12 protein-coding genes are annotated in these 17170 nt (G+C 66.0%); 6 read left to right on the forward strand and 6 right to left on the reverse strand.

Annotated elements, in window-relative coordinates; genetic code table 11:
• Positions 1–29: 29 nt before the first annotated feature.
• Positions 30–2777 (forward strand): beta strand repeat-containing protein, encoded by a 2748-nt coding sequence (locus RPS27_RS34590; protein ID WP_212067127.1) that lies wholly within the window; start codon positions 30–32, stop codon positions 2775–2777.
• Between the two features lie 52 nt (positions 2778–2829).
• Here RPS27_RS34590 and RPS27_RS34595 read toward each other — a convergent pair whose 3' ends face one another.
• The 4 genes from RPS27_RS34595 to RPS27_RS34610 all read right to left on the reverse strand — a co-directional run bounded on the left by RPS27_RS34595 (position 2830) and on the right by RPS27_RS34610 (position 7113).
• Entirely contained in the window at positions 2830–3465 is a 636-nt protein-coding gene (locus RPS27_RS34595; protein WP_249131797.1) for a hypothetical protein, read from the reverse strand.
• Between the two features lie 5 nt (positions 3466–3470).
• Positions 3471–5726 carry a xanthine dehydrogenase family protein molybdopterin-binding subunit gene (locus RPS27_RS34600; RefSeq protein WP_212067128.1) on the reverse strand — a complete coding sequence of 752 codons (2256 nt, stop codon included), beginning with the start codon at positions 5724–5726 and terminating at the stop codon, positions 3471–3473.
• A gap of 1 nt (position 5727) precedes the next feature.
• Positions 5728–6192, reverse strand: coding sequence for a (2Fe-2S)-binding protein (locus RPS27_RS34605; RefSeq protein WP_211417619.1), 465 nt, complete (start codon positions 6190–6192; stop codon positions 5728–5730).
• A 282-nt stretch (positions 6193–6474) separates the two neighbouring features.
• Positions 6475–7113 (reverse strand): VOC family protein, encoded by a 639-nt coding sequence (locus RPS27_RS34610; RefSeq protein ID WP_212067129.1) that lies wholly within the window; start codon positions 7111–7113, stop codon positions 6475–6477.
• Between the two features lie 181 nt (positions 7114–7294).
• Between RPS27_RS34610 and RPS27_RS34615 the strand changes: the two genes are divergently transcribed.
• Positions 7295–8965, forward strand: coding sequence for a thiamine pyrophosphate-requiring protein (locus tag RPS27_RS34615; protein WP_313755093.1), 1671 nt, complete (start codon positions 7295–7297; stop codon positions 8963–8965).
• Between the two features lie 86 nt (positions 8966–9051).
• Complete coding sequence (locus tag RPS27_RS34620) at positions 9052–11010, forward strand: GAF domain-containing protein (RefSeq protein WP_313754982.1); 1959 nt, start codon at positions 9052–9054, stop codon at positions 11008–11010.
• Between the two features lie 3 nt (positions 11011–11013).
• On the opposite strand, the gene RPS27_RS34625 is transcribed toward RPS27_RS34620, so the two are convergent.
• Together RPS27_RS34625 and RPS27_RS34630 are read right to left on the reverse strand one after the other, a co-directional pair.
• Positions 11014–12597, reverse strand: coding sequence for an MDR family MFS transporter (locus tag RPS27_RS34625; protein WP_211417623.1), 1584 nt, complete (start codon positions 12595–12597; stop codon positions 11014–11016).
• A 156-nt stretch (positions 12598–12753) separates the two neighbouring features.
• Positions 12754–13269: a YcgN family cysteine cluster protein gene (locus tag RPS27_RS34630; protein ID WP_194407182.1), complete on the reverse strand. Its 516-nt coding sequence runs from the start codon at positions 13267–13269 to the stop codon at positions 12754–12756.
• Positions 13270–13562: 293 nt separating this feature from the next.
• Between RPS27_RS34630 and RPS27_RS34635 the strand changes: the two genes are divergently transcribed.
• The 3 genes from RPS27_RS34635 to RPS27_RS34645 are packed head-to-tail and all read left to right on the forward strand — an operon-like array spanning position 13563 to position 17020.
• Complete coding sequence (locus RPS27_RS34635; protein WP_194407181.1) at positions 13563–15851, forward strand: transglycosylase domain-containing protein; 2289 nt, start codon at positions 13563–13565, stop codon at positions 15849–15851.
• A 9-nt stretch (positions 15852–15860) separates the two neighbouring features.
• On the forward strand, positions 15861–16439 hold the full coding sequence (locus tag RPS27_RS34640; protein ID WP_194407180.1) for a DUF1214 domain-containing protein: 579 nt from the start codon (positions 15861–15863) through the stop codon (positions 16437–16439).
• Positions 16436–17020 (forward strand): DUF1254 domain-containing protein, encoded by a 585-nt coding sequence (locus tag RPS27_RS34645; RefSeq protein ID WP_194407179.1) that lies wholly within the window; start codon positions 16436–16438, stop codon positions 17018–17020. Before RPS27_RS34640 ends, RPS27_RS34645 begins: the two co-directional genes overlap by 4 nt.
• The last annotated feature ends 150 nt before the right edge of the window (positions 17021–17170 follow it).

Consider the following 17170-nt stretch of genomic DNA (forward strand, 5'->3'; position numbering starts at 1 on the left):
ATTTCGATCACGCAGAGCGAGAAATGCACATGGCTGTTACAGCAAATTTTTCCGCCGGAATTCTTACCGTCCTTGGCAACGGCCACAACAACACGGTCACGTTGGGCCGCAACGCTGCCGGGACGATCGTCGTCAACCACGGCGCAGTCGCGATCAAGGGCGGCCCCGCGACGGTCGCCAACACCAAATTGATCCAGGCCTTCGGCTTGGACGGCAACGACATCATCGCGATCGACGAGAGCAACGGCGCGATGCCCGCGGCGAACCTGTTCGGCGGCGCCGGCAACGATGTCCTGACCGGAGGATCCGGCGGCGACATGCTGTTCGGCCAGTCCGGCAACGACACGCTGTTTGGCAAGGGCGGCAACGACCTGCTGTTCGGTGGTTCCGGCAATGATGTGCTGGTCGGCGGCGACGGCAACGACCAGATGTTCGGTGAAGCCGGCAACGACCGCATGATCTGGAATCCCGGCGACGACAGCGACCTGATGGAGGGCGGCGAAGGCATCGATACGGCCGAGGTGAACGGCGGCAACGGCAGCGAAACCTTTGCCATCACGGCGAACGGCACGCGCGTGCGCTTCGACCGGGTCGACCCGGCCCCCTTCTCGCTCGACATCGGCACCACCGAGAACCTCGTGGTCCATGCCGGCAGCGGCGACGACATGATCTCGGCCTCAGGCAATCTCGCCGCGCTCATCGCGCTGACGCTCGACGGCGGGGCCGGCAACGATACGATCCTCGGCGGCAACGGCGCGGATCTGCTGCTCGGCGGCGACGGCAACGATTTCATCGACGGCAACCAGGGCAACGACACCGCCCTCCTGGGCGCCGGCAACGACACCTTTCAGTGGGATCCCGGCGACGGCAGCGACAAGGTCGACGGACAGGCCGGCACCGACACCCTGCTGTTCAACGGCTCGAACATTGCCGAGCACATCACCCTGTCCGCCGCCAATGGCGGACGCACGCTGCTTACGCGCGACGTCGCCAACATCGCGATGGACCTCGACAGCATCGAGACCGTCACTATCAACGCCCGCGGCGGCAGCGACGATATCGTCGTCAACAACCTGGCTGGAACCGACGTCAAGCAGGTCAATATCGATCTCGGGTCAAACGGCACTGGCGACGGCGCGGCCGACGCCGTGACGCTCGTCGCCACGAACGGCGCCAATGCGATCGAGGTGTCCGGCACGGGCACCTCGGTTGCGGTCACGGGACTGCCGGCCGCACTCGCCATCACCAATGCGGAAGGCGCGAACGATGCGCTTCTCATCGAGGGCCTCGGCGGCAACGACACGATCTCGGCCGTCGCGCTGGCCGCCGGAATCCTGCACCTGACGATCGACGGCGGCGCCGGCAACGATACCATCCTCGGCAGCGCCGGCAGCGACACGCTGATCGGCGGCGACGGCAATGATTTCATCGACGGCAACCAGGGCAACGACGTCGCCCTGCTTGGCGCCGGCAACGATATCTTTCAGTGGAATCCGGGCGACGGCAGCGACACCGTCGAGGGCGGTGCCGGCGTCGACACGCTGCGGTTCTTCGGCGCCAACATTGCCGAGACCATGTCCATCTTGGCGAACGGCGACCGCGCCCTGCTGACGCGCGACGTCGCCAACATCACGATGGACCTGCACGGGGTCGAGCATGTCGATCTCCATACGCTCGGCGGCGCCGACCATATCGCGGTGGGCGATCTGACCGGGACCGAATTGACGCAGGTGAACATCGACCTCGGCGGCTCGACCGGTACGCCCGACGGAGCCGTCGATACCGTCTCGGTCGATGCCAGCCAGGCTGCCGACACGTTCGGCGTGCGCGGCAATGCCGGCGGCGTGACGGTGTTCGGCCTGCATACGGCGACGCACGTGACCGGAATGGACGGAACCGATCAGCTGACGCTCAATGGCCTCAGCGGCGACGACGTCATCGACGCCAGCGGGCTCGCTGCCGGCGTGCTGCAGCTGACGATCAACGGCGGCATCGGCAACGACACCATCCGCGGCAGTCAGGGCGACGACATCATCAACGGCGGCGACGGCAATGACGTCGCGCTGATGGGCGCCGGCAACGACACCTTCGTCTGGAATCCCGGTGACGACAACGACACGGTCGAGGGCCAAGCGGGCAGCGACTCCCTGCTGTTCAACGGCGCCAACATCGCCGAAACCATCAACATCTTCGCGAACGGCTCCCGTGCCGAGCTGACGCGGGACGTCGCCAATATCACGATGGACACGGGCGGCGTCGAGACGATCGCGTTCAACGCCCGCGGCGGCGCCGACAAGATCACTGTCGGCGACATGACCGGCACCGACGTGACGCAGGTGAAGATCGACCTCGGCGCCGTTCCCGGCACCCCCGGCGGCGACGGCGCGGTCGACAACATCGTGATCAACGGCACCGGCGGGGACGACGTCATCACGCTGTCGCTCAACAGCAATGGCGCGCTGGTGATCGACGGTCTGGCCAGCCAGGTCGTGATCGAGAATTTCGACTTCAACGACACCATCACCATCAACGGTCTCGGCGGCGACGATGTGATCACGGCGTCGGGCGTCGGCCCGGGCGGGCCGCACCTTGTGTTCGACGGCGGCGCCGGCAACGACGTGCTCATCGGCAGCGCCGGCAACGACACGCTGCTTGGCGGGCTCGGTGACGACGTGCTGATCGGCGGCGGCGGCCTCGACGTGCTGGACGGAGGCCCCGGCGACAACGTCGTGATCCAGTCGCTGCTCGCGCATGCGAGCGCGGGCACGCTGATCTGAGCCTACGGATCATGTCACCGATACGATCGCGCGCGACCCCGGGGCGCGATCGTCAATTCGGGCAGGGTTGCCCGGCGGCGCCCCACAGGACCATGTCCTTGACGTGATCCTCGAAGGTGCCCGGCGGGGTCGTACGTCCCGCTCCTGGCGCCCAGCCCCGCGGGATGAAGCCGCTCAGCGACGCATCGTGCCGCAAGTGCTCGACGAGACCGGCGGCGTCGCGACCGCCATTGCGCTTGGGATCTTTCATCTGCGCGCAAATCTCGGCACCACTCTTGCCGAACCAGATGAACTCGACCGGAGCGAGCTGCCAGTCGATGCCGGCGCGCGGCGGCGCAGGCGCCGGTTCGTTCGCCTGGGTTGAGGTCATGTGACAGGTCGAGCACGGAATCGCTTCCGCGCCGATACGGCTCTCGCCGCCGTGGATGTTCATGCCATGCACGCGCGGCTTGGTTTCGCCGGCCGGGGTCCAGATCGGGATGGCCTTGGCATCGACATGGCAGTTGGCGCAACGCGGATGCGTCACCACCGCCTCGATCCGCTTCCAGGCTTCCAGTCCCGCCGCCCGGCTGACGCTGCCCGGCGGCAAGACGTCCTTGCTGGCTTCGTCCTTGGCAGCGACCAGTCCCGTGAGGGCTGCAATCGACGAGACGGCGAGGACCGCCGCGATCAGGAATCCCTTCATCATCCGCCTCACACGAAATCGATGAACTTGTTGAAAGGCATCTCGCGGATGCGCTGCCCGGTCGCCGCGAAGATCGCATTGGCGAGCGCAGGCGCAGCGGGAGGCACCGGCGGCTCACCGACGCCCCTCACCTTCGGATCGTGCTCGAGCCCGCGAACCTCGATGACCGGGCATTGATAGATCCGCATGGCTTCGTGGTGATTGTAATTGGTCTGCTGCACCGCGCCCCTAGCGTAAGTGAGCTCGCAATTGATGGCGTGACCGAGCCCCCAGATCACGCCGCCCTGTACCTGGTTCTCGAAATTGACGGGATCGACGACCTTGCCGACGTCGACCGCGACCCAGACCTTGTCGATCCTGATGCCTTGCGGCGTCGCGGTCACCTCGACGACTTCGGCGGTCGGCGTCCCGAACGACTCGACGAACGCGACGCCGCGTCCGCGGCCGTTGCCGAGCGGTCCCTTCCATTCCGACATCTGCCCGACCGTCTCCAGCACCTTGCGATAGTGCGGCACGGTACACATCGCGATACGCGCTTGCAGCGGATCGAGGCCAGCTGCATGAATCAGCTCGTCGATGAAGCTTTCGGTGAAGAAGCCCGATGTCGAGGCGCCGACCGACCGCCACGTGGTGCTGGGCGACAGCCCTTGCGCCTCGTAGCTGGTGGCCCGGAAATTGGGAATGTCGTAGTAGATGTTCCACAGGCCGGCAGCCAATTGCCCGTCGGGATCCTTCGAGGGCGTGCCCGAACGCTCGAGCAATCCCTTGAGCGGCGGTGTCGAGGCGAGTTGCAGATCGGCCGCGACGATCTTGCCCTTGTCGACGCTGCCGCGATGCCGGGCGATTGCAATCTGCCGCGGAATATCCTGGAGAAAATCCTCCTCGCGCGAGAACACCAGCTTGATCGGCGTGCCCTTCATCTGATTGGCGATCTCGGCGAGGACGCGGACGTTCTCATATTCGAGACGATGGCCGAAACTTCCGCCGCTCCACTGATTGTGGAAGGTGACCTGTTCCGGCTTGAGGCCGATCGCCGTCGCCGCGACCCATTGCACGAAGCGGGGGCTCTGATGGCCGACCCAGATCTCCATCCCCTGATCCGTGACGATGCCGATCCCGTTCAGCGGCTCGAGCGGCTGATGCGCCACGTAAGGAGCGCGATATTCGGCCTCGACGCGCGTCCCTGTCTTGAGGCCAGTTTCGATGTCGCCGATCTTCCGCCACTGCTTGCCCAGGAATTCGGGCTTGAATGACGACTCCAGAACCTTCCAATGATCGGCCTGCTCCGCGGGATACGCCGAAGGCGCCCACTCGCAAACGATGGCGTCGACCGCCTTCATCGCGTACCAGCTGTTCGTGGCGATCACCGCGACGCCATTCTTGATCTCGAGGATCTTCTTGACCCCCGGCATCGCAAGCGCCTTGCCTGCATCGTATGATTTCAGCGGCTGTCCCTTGGCGGGGTTCAGCTTGACGGAGGCGTAGAGCATGCCTTCCATTTTCAGGTCGATGCCGAACTTCAGCTCGCCCATCACCTTGTCGCGGATGTCGAGCCGCGTCATCGGCTTGCCCAGCATGCGCCACTTGGACGGGTCGCGCGGCTTGGCATCGAGCACCGGCGGAATCCTGGCGGCGTCCGCGGACAGATCGACATAGGCGATCTTGGTGCCGCCCGGCAGGATCACATGGCCCGATTGGGTGCGCAGGTCGGCCACGGCGACGCCCGACCGCTTGGCGGCGGCGGCCTTCAGCGTCTCGCGCGCTACCGCGCCGGCGACACGCAGCTTCTCATAGGTGTCCGGCAGCGTGCTCGATCCGCCGGTCATCTGCAGGCCCGCCTGTCTCAGCCATTCGAGCGTCTTGGCTCGTGCTTCCTCCGCGGCCGGGCTCTGGTCCGCCGCCACAAACGGCGCGAACTCGTCGGCGAAGCCGGTGTTGAAATAGGCGGGGCTTGGACCGGCGAAGCGGATCTCGAACTGGCCGGGATCGAGGTCCATCTCTTCTGCGATCATGATCGGCTGCACCGAGCCGACGCCTTGCCCGATATCGGCGTGCTGTGCGATCAGCGTGATCCTGTCCGGGCTGATCTCGACCCAGGGATTGAAGGTCACAGAGTTCGGCGGAAGGCCGGCGGCGAGAGGATTGCCTTCGGCGCTGGGTGCGGCCGCTTCGGCGTGATCATAGGCACCGAAGGCAATGCCGCCGGTGATGGCAGCGGAGCCTATGACGAAGGCCCGGCGCGAAAGGCTCTGCATGTGACCCATCTCACTTCTCCGCCATCTTCTTCGCGGCCGCCGCGTGGATCGCCGCCCGGATGCGCGGATAGGTGCCACAGCGGCAGAGATTGCCGGACATCACCTGGTTGATTTCGTCGTCGGTCGGATTGGAAATCAGATCGAGCAGCGAGATGGCCTGCATGATCTGTCCGGTCTGGCAGTAGCCGCATTGCGGCACCTGATGCTCGAGCCAGGCCTGCAAGACCGGATGTTGCTCCTTCTTGTCGAGGCCTTCGAGCGTGACGACCGACTTGCCTGCGACCTCGCCGATATGCGCCTGACAGGATCGGACCGCCATTCCGTCGATATGGACAGTGCAGGCGCCACATTGCGCTACGCCACAGCCGTATTTGGGACTAGTGATGCCGAGCTCGTCGCGCAGCACCCAAAGCAGAGGCATCTCGGGGACCACGTCGACGCGGTGACTGGTGCCATTGACGGTGAGCTCGATCATGTCGATGCTTCCCTTGCAAAGTAGATGTCAGCGTGCCTTCGCGCCCGCGCGACTGTCAAACCGAATTCCCATCACAACAGCGCACAGTTTCAAATTCGCACGGCAACGATTGCAATGTGAATTCGGAACCGCCTCTGATGCGGCGAACTGCCTAATGCGACAGCAGCGCAGCGCCTGGGTGCGCCGTCTCGTCGCGCGACATTTTGATCGGCGCCGGGAGGCAAGTGCGGAGACGAGAATGCAGGAGTGCCGGCGGGTGCTGCGACGGTCAGGTCGGCTCGCTCAGGTCAGCTCTCTTGCTCCGGCAGGCGTTTCGATCCGGGCGCGGTAGCGCAGCTTCGGTCCCTTCACGATTTCGGGCGGACGATCGATCGTCAGCGCACGATACAGCGTCTCCAGCGCGGCGGGTTCCGGATGTTCGAGCGTGAAGGAGTTGAGCCGCGCGCCGAGATTCGCGATCGCAGCCATCGAGCGGGGCTTGCCACGCCTGTCGATGATCGAGGGAGCGGCGCCGTCGAGCGGGAGTGAGCCGTCGTTCGGAATGGCGAAGTCGAACGACGGATCATTTGCGGGAAGCGGAACCTTGGCGCCGAAGATATCTTCTCGGCCCGCGAGGACCGCGTCGATCACATCGGTTCGCGCGACCCAGCCGCGCAGGCGGCGGCCCTCGTCCCAATCGGACCTGACCTGATCCTGGTCGTCCAGGCCGAACCAGCGCGAGCGGCCCGTCGCAACGGCCTCGGGATCGAGCGCCACGATTTCCAGGTAGACGGAGTCACCGAGCTGAAGCAGGTGATTGTGGGTGCCCATATAGGCATGGCGCTGCCCGAACGGGACATCGAGATCGAGGCAGTTTCGAACATGGAGGACACCTTCGGCCAGGCTCGGAGCGATGACCGTGATATGATCGAGCTGCAACATCTTCCGGGATTCCGCGGCGAGGTTGCCTCATCATGCAATCGTCATCTCCGGCTTGCAACGTCGTCACTCGGCTCCACTTTGGCCTGGTGACACCCCCCCTGCATGGCTGACCTACCGCATCCGCGCCGCGCTTCGCTTTACCCTGCAGTCGATTCCTGATCCTCTCTGCCCAACCGGCCGGATCAACCGGCCAAAGCCTCAAGGGGAGAGAGACGCCATGAAGCTCGGCACCGCCATTGCGGAAATCATGCGGCGCGAGGGGATCGAGATCCTCTGCGGCTATCCCGTCAACCATCTGATCGAGCACGCCGCGAAAGCAGAAATCCGCCCGGTGATGGTGCGGCAGGAGCGCGTCGGCATCCACATGGCGGATGCGATCTCGCGGGTGACCTCGGGACGCAGCATCGGCGCGTTCTGCATGCAGCATGGGCCCGGCGCGGAGAATGCGATGGGCGGCGTCGCGCAATGCTTCGGCGAATCCGTGCCCGTGCTGGTGCTGCCGATGGGCTATCAGCGCCGGCTTGCGCATATCGAGCCGAACTTCAATTCCAGCGAAGCGATGAAGCCGTTCGCGAAATCCTCGGAGCCGATCATCCTCGCGGCGGAGGTCGCCAACATCTTCCGCCGCGCCTTCACGAAACTGAAGAACGGCCGCGGCGGCCCTGTGATCGTCGAGATCCCCTCCGACATGTGGAACGAGGAGGTGCCGGAGCCGCTCGACTACACGCCGGTGCTGCGCACGCGCTACGGCGCCGATCCCGTTCATGTGAAGGAAGCCGCGCAACTGCTCGTCAACGCCAAACGCGCGGTGATCTATGCCGGCCAGGGCGTGCATTACGCGCAGGCCTGGCCGCAGTTGAAGCGGCTCGCGGAGCGGCTGGCGATCCCCGTCACCACCAGCTTAGGGGGCAAATCGTCATTCCCCGAAACGCATCCGCTCTCGCTCGGCTCCGGCGGCCTTGCGGTGCCGCGCGCGGTGCCGAAATTCCTCGGCGAAGCCGACGTCATTTTCGGCATCGGCTGCTCGTTCACGGAAACCAATTTCGGCATCGCGATGCCGAAGGGCAAGACCATCATCCATTCCACGCTCGATCCCAATCATCTCAACAAGGATGTGGAGGCAAAAATCGGCCTCGTCGGCGACGCCGGCCTGGTGCTCGATGCGCTGCTGGAGGAGATCGGCAAGACCGTCACCGCGGATCGTGACGCCTCGGCGGTGGCGGCCGAGATCGCGGCCTCGCACCAGGACTGGCTGGCGAAATGGATGCCGAAGCTCACCAGCAACGATGCGCCGCTCAGCCCCTATCGCGTGCTGTGGGACTTGCAGCGCACCGTCGACATCGACAACACCATCATCACGCACGATGCCGGCAGCCCGCGCGACCAGCTCTCGCCGTTCTGGAAATCGACAAAACCCCTCACCTATCTCGGCTGGGGCAAGACGACGCAGCTCGGCTACGGCCTCGGGCTCGCGATGGGCGCCAAGCTCGCAAGGCCCGACAAGCTCTGCGTCAATGTCTGGGGCGATGCGGCGATCGGCTTCACCGGCATGGATTTCGAGACCGCAGTGCGCGAGCGCATCCCGATCATGTCGATCCTCTTGAACAATTTCTCGATGGCGATCGAGTTGAAGGTGATGCCGGTGTCGACCGAGAAATATCGCTCGACCGACATTTCCGGCGACTACGCCGCCATGGCGCGCGCTTTCGGCGGCTATGGGGAGCGGGTGACGCGGCCGGAGGACATCATCCCCGCGATCAAGCGCGGCATCCAGAAGACGCAGGAGGGCATCCCGGTGCTGCTGGAATTCATCACCAGCAAGGAGACCGAGGTGTCGCGGCCGGGCACGTGAGGCAAGCCGGGCGCTGGCTCCGGCCGCAGGGGATGTGATAATCCGGCCCGGTGCCGCGCCTGCCGTGGCGCCAAGCCGGATTGCGAATGACCAATTCTTCCCATGATGTCGCCGTGGAGCTTGCGGCCGAGAATGCGCGGTTGCGGAGCGAGCTTGCCATTGCGCGCGACCGCCAGAACGCCAGCGCCGAGATCCTGCGCAACATCGCGGCCTCGCCCTCCGATGCCCGCCCGGTGTTCGCCGCGATTGCGTCGAGCTCCAAGCGCCTGCTCGACGGTTTCTCAGCCACCGTGCTCCAGTTCATCGGCGACGAGCTGCATCTCGTCGCCTACACGCCGACCAGCCCGGAGGCCGACGAAGGGCTGAAGGCCTCGTTCCCGCGCAAGATCGCGGAGTTCCCGACCTTTGCGCTGGTGCGCGGCGGCGAGACGATCCAGTTTCCCGACAGCGAGGCCGCTGACGTCCCCGAGCTGAACCGTGAGCTGGCGCGGCTGCGCGGCTTCCGCAGCGTGCTGTTCATGCCGCTGATGAACCGCGGCACGCCGGTCGGCATGATCAGCGTCACGCGCGCCGAGCCGGGCGCGTTCGCGCCCGACCTCGTGCAGCTCTTGCAGACCTTCGCCGACCAGGCCGTGATCGCGATCGAGAATGCACGCCTGTTCAACGCGACACAGGAGGCGCTGGAGCGCCAGACCGCGACCGCCGACATTTTGAAGGTGATGGCGGCCTCGCCGTCCGACGTGCAGCCGGTGTTCGAGGCCATCGCCGCCAACGCCAACCGGCTGATCGGCGGCTTCTCGACGGCGGTGCTGCGCTATGTCGACGGCGCCGCGCACCTTGCGGCGTTCACGCCGACCGATCCGGCCGGCGATCGCGTGCTGCAGGCCTCGTTCCCGGTGCCGTTCGCGCGATTCCCGCCCTATCAGCTCGTGGCCAAGGGGACCGCCGCGCAATTGCCCGACACCGAGCTCGAGCCGGCGGCGCGCGACATCGCGCGCGCCCGCGGTTATCGCAGCATGCTGTTCGCGCCCTTGATGAGCGAGGGCGAAGCGATCGGCATCATCATCGCGACGCGCCGTGCGACGGGCCCGTTCGCCGAGCATCACGTGCACCTGCTGCAGACCTTCGCCGACCAGGCGGTGATCGCGATCAAGAATGTCAGCCTGTTCAATGAAGTCGCGAGCCGCACGCGGGAGCTTGCCAGGTCGCTCGACGATTTGCGCGCGGCGCAGGACCGGCTGGTCCAGACCAAGAAGCTCGCTTCGCTCGGCCAGCTCACCGCCGGCATCGCGCACGAGATCAAGAACCCGCTCAACTTCGTCAACAATTTCGCCTCGCTCTCCGCCGAATTGACCGACGAGTTGAACGAGGTGCTCGCACCTGTCGACCTCTCCGACGACGTTCGCGCCGAGGTCGACGAGCTCACGGGGCTGTTGAAGGACAATCTCGGCAAGGTCGTGCAGCACGGACGGCGCGCCGATTCCATCGTCAAGAACATGCTGCTGCATTCGCGCGAAGGCGGCGGCGAGCACCGGCTGAGCGAGATCAACGCGGTGGTCGAGGAGAGCCTCAACCTCGCCTATCACGGCGCGCGGGCCGAGAAGCCGCAGTTCGACGTGACGCTGGAGCGCGACCTCGATCCGGCCGCCGGCTCGGCCGACGTATTCCCGCAGGAGATCACGCGGGTGCTGCTGAACCTGATCGGAAACGGATTCCATGCGGTCGCCAAGCGCAAGGCGGAGACCGCAGCGGGCGCTTACGAGCCGGTCGTGACCGCCGCGACCCGCGACCGCGGCGACAGCATCGAGATCCGCATCCGCGACAACGGCACGGGCATCCCGGATGAGGTGAAGGAGAAGATGTTCAACCCGTTCTTCACCACCAAGCCGGCCGGCGAAGGCACTGGCCTCGGACTGTCGATGAGCCACGACATCGTGGTGAAGCAGCATGGCGGCACGATCGAGGTCGCGACGGAGCCGGGCAAGTTCACCGAATTCACGATCCTGCTGCCGCGCAAGAGCAGCTTCCCGGATCGCGCGGACTGAGCCCTACTCCGCCATCTCGACGGGTTGCTTCGCCGAAGGGCCGGCCAGCGGCCGCTCCTCCATCGCGATCAGGCACAGCGCGGCAATGGTCATCAGTGCGGTGGCGGCGCCGAACACGTAGCGGAAGGCGTGCCGCATGTCCTCGGTGGGAATGGCGACGCTGCCCGCGGCGTGATGTTCGCCGGCGAGCGGAACGTCGATGCCGAGCGCGATCAGCAGGATCGCCGCGAAGGCGGCGACCGTGAACGAGGACATCAGCGAGCGGAAGAAGTTCATCGCGCCGGTGATGGTGCCGACCTGCGGGCGCGCGACCGAGTTCTGCAGCGAGACCACGCAGACCGGGAACGTGGTGCCGAGGCCGAGCGCGAACGCCGCCATCAGCGTGAGCAGGCCCCACAGCGGCAAGGTGGTGAGCGTGAGGCCGAGGCCGCACAGCGCGGCCCAGGAGGTGCCGATGATGGCGACGCGCTTGTAGTGTTTTGCACGGGCCATGGTGCGGCCTGCGATCGCCGCGCCGCAGGTCGAGACCGCCGCCAGCGGAATCAGCGCGAGACCCGCCTCGCTGGCGGTGAGATGGTAGACCGACTCGTAATAAAGCGGCAGCTGCACCGTGAGGCCGGTGATCGCGCCGAGCCCGCAGCCGCCGGCCGTCAGCGCGAACGGCGCCACGGACCCGGTCAGCAGCTTCAGCGGCAGGAACGGCTCGTCGGCCCGCCGGGCGTGCCAGACGAAGGTCACCGCGAGCGCGACGGCGCCGCCCACCATCGCCAATACGGTCGGCGACAGCCAGGGATAGCGCGAGCCGCCCCAGGTCAGCACCAGCATGAAGACGACCGCAGACGCCATCAGCAGCACGCCGCCGAGCCAGTCGACCTTGCGCTTGCGGTGGAACACCGGGATCTTCTTCATGTTCGGCAGCAGCAGCCCAAGCGCCGCGGCGGTGAGCGGCAGATTGATCCAGAAGATCATCGACCAATGCAGATGCTCGGCGAACACGCCGCCGATGACCGGACCCAAAATGCCGCCGACCATCCAGACGCTGGAGAAATAGGCCTGGTACTGGCCGCGCTCGCGCGGCGAGACGACGTCGGAGATCACGGTCTGCACGACAGGCATGATGCCGCCGCCACCAAGCCCCTGAAGGCCACGCGCCAGGATCAGCATCGGCATGTTCGGTGCCACCGCGCACAGCACCGAGCCCGCCACGAACAGGCTGAGCGAGATGATGATCATGACGCGGCGGCCGTAGATGTCGCTGAGCGTGCCGAACACCGGCGCGACCGCGGTCGAGGCGAGCAGATAGGCGGTGATGACCCAGGAGAGATTGGAGACGTCCTGGAACTGGCGCCCGATGGTCGGCAGCGCGGTCGCCACGATGGTCTGGTCGAGCGCCGCCAGGAACATCGTCAGCATCAGGCTGATGACGATGGTGCGGACCTCGTCCTGCGACAGCGGCGCCGGCGGCGTGATGGACGGCGCGTCATCGACACTGATGACCTCGCTCGGAAGCCGGGACAGCTCCTCGGCGATGTCGTCGGGCAAAGTCTGGATGTCGGCAGAACTGCTCTGCCGGTCGAACTTGTTCATCTCGCTCGGACGTCGTGGGGCGGCGCAACGCCGCAAAGGATTCGTTCTATGCAGCCCAATCTAGACAGCAAAGTTTGTCCCGGGCAGGCACCCCGGCGCATGGGAGCATCCCACCCCCGGGTCATCCCGAACAAGTGATCGGAGCCGTGCGGCGGCTCAGTCCTTCGGACGTCGCTTCAGGCGCGCCCGCTTCGGCAGCAGCGCGGGCCATTGCACGATGTGGTCCTCGAGCTCCTCGTCCGGGATCTCCTCCTCGCTGCCCTCGACCCGGCCGCGCACGGAGACGCCGGCTTCGTGCACGGTGTTGGGATCACCGGAGACCAGCGGATGCCACCAATAGAGGTCACGGCCCTCGGCGACGAGCTTGTAGCCGCAGCTCGGCGGCAGCCAGTTCAGGGTGCGGACATTGGCCGGCGTCAGGCGGACGCAATCCGGAACCTTGTCGGACCGATTCGGATAGTCCTTGCAGGCGCAGCTCGCACCATCGAGCAGCTTGCAGCCGATATGGGTGAAATAGATCTCGCCGGTGTCTTCGTCCTCGAGCTTGTTCAGGCAGCAGCGGCCGCAGCCGTCGCACAGGCTTTCCCACTCGCCCGCCGACATCTCTTCCAACGTCTTGGTTTTCCAGAAGAATCCTTCCTGGCCTGAAGGTCGTTTGGGAGCTGCGGTCATGCGCCTCAACAAAGGTTCGAAAGAGCAACGAGCCATGCCATCTAGGGCGTGCGGCCGCCATGGTGCAAGCAACGCGCCTTTGAGGCCCGTAATGACCCGGGGTCAATTAGGCCTGTTGTTCAAAATCGCGAGCCTGACCATTGGTTTATGGCCCCCGCTCGGCTAGAAGGAACAGCAAGTCCCTCGGATGCTGGCCGGGCGCCTTGGGTTTGCCGCAACATTCCCCCAAGACGTCTCGACGCCGCCCCGGCCGGGTGCTTGAACGCTTTCGAAGCGAGCCTCAAGGGTTCTAGGTGCGCCAGATCATACCACCGCATTGGAAGCAGAAGATCCGGAATTTCTTCCTGGATCTCGATGCGCGCATCGACTCCTCGCTGTTCTCCTCGGCCAAGGGCATCCGCGAGCTCTACGAGCGCTATTCGACCTTCATGGACCGCTTCTATGTCGGGCGCTGGAAGCGCTGGGTGTTCATCGAGCCACTGTCGGAAGCCGCAACGCTGGGCCTCGGCGGCCTGGTCGTGATGCTTACCCTCGCCATTCCCGCCTTCCGCGAGACCGCGGACGAGGACTGGCTGAAGAAGTCCGATCTCGCGGTGACCTTCCTCGACCGCTACGGCAACCCGATCGGCAGCCGCGGCATCAAGCACAACGACTCGATCCCGCTGGAAGATTTTCCTGACGTGCTGATCAAGGCGACGCTGGCGACCGAAGACCGCCGCTTCTACGAGCATTTCGGCATCGACATCGCCGGCACAGCGCGCGCGCTCGTCACCAACGCGCAAGCGGGTGGCGTCCGCCAGGGCGGCTCCTCGATCACCCAGCAGCTCGCGAAAAACCTGTTCCTGAGCAACGAGCGCACCATCGAGCGCAAGGTCAACGAGGCCTTCCTCGCGGTCTGGCTGGAATGGCGCCTGACCAAGAACGAGATCCTCAAGCTGTATCTGGACCGCGCCTATATGGGCGGCGGCACCTTCGGGGTCGACGGCGCGGCGCATTTCTACTTCAACAAATCCGCGCGCGACGTGACCTTGGCGGAAGCCGCGATGCTCGCCGGCCTCTTCAAGGCGCCGACCAAATACGCCCCGCACATCAACCTGCCCGCGGCCCGCGCCCGCGCCAACGTCGTGCTCGACAACCTCGTCGATGCCGGCTTCATGACCGAGGGCCAGGTGTTCGGCGCCCGCCGCAACCCGGCCTTCGCGGTCGACCGCCGCGACGAGGCCTCGCCAAACTACTATCTCGACTACGCCTTCGACGAGATGCGCAAGCTGGTCGACACCTTCCCGAAGTCGTACACCGAGCGCGTCTTCGTGGTCCGGCTCGCCATCGACACCAATGTGCAGAAGGCCGCGGAGGACGCGGTCGAGAACCAGCTGCGCCAGTTCGGCCGCGACTATCACGCGACGCAGGCCGCGACCGTGGTGTCCGATCTCGACGGCGGCATCCGCGCCATGGTCGGCGGCCGCGACTACGGCGCCAGCCAGTTCAACCGCGCCACCGACGCCTATCGCCAGCCCGGCTCCTCGTTCAAGCCCTATGTCTACACCACCGCCCTGCTGAACGGTTACACGCCGAACTCGGTCGTGGTCGACGGCCCGGTCTGCATCGGCAATTGGTGCCCGCAGAATTATGGTCATTCCTATTCCGGCTCGGTGACGCTGACACAGGCGATCACGCGCTCGATCAACGTGGTGCCGGTGAAGTTGTCGATCGAGATCGGCCGGAGGAACGAGCCCAAGGCGCAGAACCCCGCCAAGGTCGGCCGCGCCAAGATCGTCGAGGTCGCGCGCCGCTTCGGCCTCAAGGCGCCGCTGCCCGACACGCCGTCGCTGCCGATCGGCTCGGACGAAGTCACCGTGCTCGAGCACGCCGTCGCCTACGCGACCTTCCCTAACCGCGGCAAGGCGGTGACGCCGCATTCGGTGCTCGAAGTGCGCACCGGCGCCGGCGACCTCGTCTGGCGCTGGGACCGCGACGGCCCGAAGCCGCGGCAGGCGATCCCGGCCTCCGTTGCCGCCGACATGGCCGGCATGATGAGCCACGTCGTCAGCGAAGGCACCGCGCGCCGCGCCGCGCTCGACGGCATTCCGACCGCGGGCAAGACCGGCACCACCAACGCGTATCGCGACGCCTGGTTCGTCGGCTACACCGGCAATTTCACCTGCGCGGTGTGGTACGGCAACGACGACTATTCGCCGACCAACCGCATGACCGGCGGCTCGCTGCCGGCGCAGACCTGGCACGACATCATGCTCGCGGCGCATCAGGGCGTCGAGGTGCGGGAGATCCCCGGCATCGGCATGGGCCAGAAGCTGCCGCCGCAGCACGTGAGCAACGCGCAGGCCAACGCGGCGCCGAAGATCCTGGAGACCAAGCCCGGTCCGCCGCCGGTGCTGACCAAGCGCGGCGCCGACATCCTGGTGCGCGTCGAGAAGCTGCTGGATGACGCGGCCAAGACGGCCAGAAAATCGGCGGATGCCGACGCCAAGGCGGCCAAGCCGGCCTCGGCGACGAGCGCGCTCGCCTTCCCGCAGAACTATGCGGAAGAGAATGCCAACGCCACCGCCCCGCGCAAGAACTGATCGAAACCCGTGCGGCTGATCCTGATCACATTGACGGCCCTTCTGCTCGCGACGGTGGTCGGCGTCGGCGCGACCTGGATGACGACGACGCGCGGCACCGAGATCGGTGCGCTGACCATCGGCGCCTGGACCGCGCGCCCGCGCACCGGCACCGCCGACGTCGATCCCTATTCGCGCGCCACCATCGTGCGCAACGGCGAGCTGCCGATCGGCACCGGCGACGGCGTCGCCTTCACCGCCACCACCGACGACAAGAAGAAGGCGCTCGACGGCCGCTGCGACGTGATCGTCTCCGGCGTGACGCCGCCCGCGCGGTTCTGGACGCTGACGCTCTACGACCGCAAGGGCCATCTCGTCGCGAATTCGCTCCAGCGTTACGGCTTCACCAGCCAGGAGATCGTGCGGCAGTCCGACGGCTCGTTCGAGATCCGCATCGCCTCGCGCTCGCGCGCCGGCAACTGGCTGCCGACCGGCGGCATCGAGCGCTACGCCCTGATGCTGCGCCTCTACGACACCCCGGTCGGCGTTGCGACGCGTACCCAGCGCGATGCGCCGATGCCCTCCATCTCGACGGTGGGCTGCTCATGATCCGCCTGCTGTTCACCATCGTTGCCGGCATCGTGCTGGGCCTCGTCGTCCATCTCGTCAGCGTGCTGGCGCTGCCGCGGATCGCGACGCAGGACGCCTATTCCAGGCTGACGCCGATGACGAAGCTGAACGCCGTCAGCCAGCTTCCCCTCGCCGATCCCTCGACGTCGCCGATGCCGTTCATGGACCCGGCCTTTGCGCTGGCGATCTGCCGCTACGACCTTTCGGGCGGACCGATCAAGCTCACCGTGCCCGTCAGCCAGGCCTACACCTCGGTGTCGTTCTACACCCGCAACGAGATCGCCTATTACGCCATCAACGACCGCTCGGCGGGCCGCAAGGTGATCGAGCTCGATTTGATGACGGAAGCGCAGCACAACGATCTGCCCGAGGACGAAGAGGTCACCGCGGCCGACCGCCTCATCATCGATTCCCCCAGCACCACCGGCCTGATCGTGATGAAGGCGCTCGCCCCCGAGCCCGGCCTGATGCAGCAGGCGCAGGCCACGCTGCAAGCCGCAACCTGCGCGCCACAGACCGAGCCGCCCGCCAAGGCCGAAGCGCCGCGCGGCCGGCGCTGAGGGCGGCTGGTTCGGCGGCCCTCAAGAGCAAAATCTGAAAAACAACCCCATACACAGTAGCAGGGGCATTGAAATCGTTGGGTTTAAACCGCGGACCACTCAAGCGGCCGCTGACCTGATGTCGGCCTGTTCGGATCTTGAAAGCCTTTG

This window comes from Bradyrhizobium sp. WYCCWR 12699 (assembly GCF_032144035.1).
Lineage (GTDB): Bacteria > Pseudomonadota > Alphaproteobacteria > Rhizobiales > Xanthobacteraceae > Bradyrhizobium.

What these genes read in the sequence shown, in the direction of transcription:
- RPS27_RS34620 (WP_313754982.1), top strand. Translation starts at nt 9,052, where the DNA reads ATGACCAATTCTTCCCATGATGTCGCCGTGGAGCTTGCGGCCGAGAAT.
- RPS27_RS34625 (WP_211417623.1), bottom strand. Translation starts at nt 12,597, where the DNA reads ATGAACAAGTTCGACCGGCAGAGCAGTTCTGCCGACATCCAGACTTTG.
- RPS27_RS34645 (WP_194407179.1), top strand. Translation starts at nt 16,436, where the DNA reads ATGATCCGCCTGCTGTTCACCATCGTTGCCGGCATCGTGCTGGGCCTC.
- RPS27_RS34590 (WP_212067127.1), top strand. Translation starts at nt 30, where the DNA reads ATGGCTGTTACAGCAAATTTTTCCGCCGGAATTCTTACCGTCCTTGGC.
- RPS27_RS34595 (WP_249131797.1), bottom strand. Translation starts at nt 3,465, where the DNA reads ATGATGAAGGGATTCCTGATCGCGGCGGTCCTCGCCGTCTCGTCGATT.
- RPS27_RS34605 (WP_211417619.1), bottom strand. Translation starts at nt 6,192, where the DNA reads ATGATCGAGCTCACCGTCAATGGCACCAGTCACCGCGTCGACGTGGTC.
- RPS27_RS34610 (WP_212067129.1), bottom strand. Translation starts at nt 7,113, where the DNA reads ATGTTGCAGCTCGATCATATCACGGTCATCGCTCCGAGCCTGGCCGAA.
- RPS27_RS34630 (WP_194407182.1), bottom strand. Translation starts at nt 13,269, where the DNA reads ATGACCGCAGCTCCCAAACGACCTTCAGGCCAGGAAGGATTCTTCTGG.
- RPS27_RS34600 (WP_212067128.1), bottom strand. Translation starts at nt 5,726, where the DNA reads ATGGGTCACATGCAGAGCCTTTCGCGCCGGGCCTTCGTCATAGGCTCC.